The organism is Candidatus Erwinia dacicola (genome assembly GCF_001756855.1).
In the GTDB taxonomy this organism is placed as follows: domain Bacteria; phylum Pseudomonadota; class Gammaproteobacteria; order Enterobacterales; family Enterobacteriaceae; genus Erwinia; species Erwinia dacicola.
Window position 1 is genome coordinate 1 of the sequence record NZ_MAYS01000316.1, and the last position, 1,607, is coordinate 1,607.

The 1,607-nt window shown below is 51.3% G+C and carries 1 protein-coding gene and 1 pseudogene; both read left to right on the forward strand.

The annotated features are described in order from the left end of the window. Nucleotides 1-223: 223 nt before the first annotated feature. A pseudogene (locus tag BBW68_RS20710) lies at nt 224-369 on the forward strand (c-type cytochrome biogenesis protein CcmI/CycH); the annotation flags it as partial. A gap of 42 nt (nt 370-411) precedes the next feature. Beyond that, nucleotides 412-1,173 carry a phospholipid-binding lipoprotein MlaA gene (gene mlaA, locus BBW68_RS09310; RefSeq protein ID WP_070135142.1) on the forward strand — a complete coding sequence of 254 codons (762 nt, stop codon included), beginning with the start codon at nt 412-414 and terminating at the stop codon, nt 1,171-1,173. Nucleotides 1,174-1,607: the final 434 nt, after the last annotated feature.

Consider the following 1,607-nt stretch of genomic DNA (forward strand, 5'->3'; position numbering starts at 1 on the left):
TTATCTGAATTCGCGAGGTATTGACCTATTATCAAGATTTGCAGGATAACAGCTAGATAACGGCAATGCTGAAAGAGATGGCGCATCATGACGGCAGCGATCTGCGGGTGCTGGGCTTATTGGCATTTAATGCTTTTGGTCAGCAGCTCTATGCCGAGGCCATTAGCGCCTAGCAAAAGATGTTGTTGTTACCGGCTGACGATCGGCGCGTGGTGATGATCCCGCGCAGCACCCGTTACAGGTCCGCGTGCGTATTTCACGTGATGGTAGCGCCAATCCGCAGCCTGGCGACTGGGGTACGGGCTGAGTGCGGTCACGCCGTTTGCCGGGCAGCAGCAGATGGCTGTTGAAATTAACTGGCAAATGTAATCCGCTGAGCGATAATTTATAAAACAGTACAGGGAGAAAACTATGAACTATCGCCTAACGGGCTTAGTGCTGGGGAGCGTATTGATGGTGGGTTGCGCTAGCTCTAAACCGGGGGATGAACCACAGGATCGTTCCGATCCGCTGGAAGGTTTCAACCGTTCAATGTTCAACTTTAACTATAACGTGTTGGATCCCTATGTCCTGCGTCGCGTCGCGGTGGCTTGGCGTGATTATGTGCCCGTGCCTGCGCGCACCGGCTTGGGGAACTTCCTCAGCAACTTCGATGAGCCTTCAACCATGGTGAACTACTTTGTGGAAGGTAATCCGTATAAGGCGATGGTGCATTTCAACCGCTTCTTCCTGAACACCCTGCTAGGCATGGGCGGCTTTATCGATGTCGCCTCCATGGCTAACCCGAAACTGGCAAAAGAAGAGATGCGCGCCTTTGGCAGCACGCTCGGCCATTACGGTGTCGGTTACAGTACCTACGTGGAGCTGCCGGGCTACGGTGGCTTTACGCCGCGTGAAGATATTGGAGGGCTGGTCGACGATGTCTATCCGCCGCTCAGCTGTCTGACTTGGTGGATGTCGATTGGTAAATGGACGCTGGAAGGGATTGAAACCCGTGCCCAGCTACTGGATTCCGACGCTATCCTGAAAAATTCGAAAGATCCTTACGCCTTTGTGCGTGCGGCATATTTCCAGCATCATGATTTCCTTGCCAGCGACGGCAAGCTGATCCCGCAGGAAAACCCGAATGCGTCGGCGATTGAGGGCGATCTGACTTCTATCGACTCCCAGTAAATACCCGGTTAGCTTCAGGCAATAAAAAACCCACTGACGTGAGGTTTTTTGTGCTTAGAGCCTGCCGGATAATCAGGACTTGTAGTTAAAGCTCGCGCCGTACAGCCACGCTTTACCTTCAGAATTAAAGGTATACGGTGTTGCCACGCCGTCATTACGTGATTAGACTTGAGATATAATGACAGGGAATTAGTGAGATAATCATGGGATGAAATGGGTCAATATGGGAAGAGACTGGGTGGGATGTGCAATAACCTTACAGTATATAAAAAGCAGACCGGCCCGAAAAAACAAGTTCGAACCAGTCTGGATTGTGATTTTACTCCCTTGTTCCGGCATCGTCATCAGGTTCACCATCAAACAGCTTACCCTGCATTCAATCCAATTCTTCCCTTTTAACCCGTTTCACCACGCGGTAGAGCCTTGGGACGTGG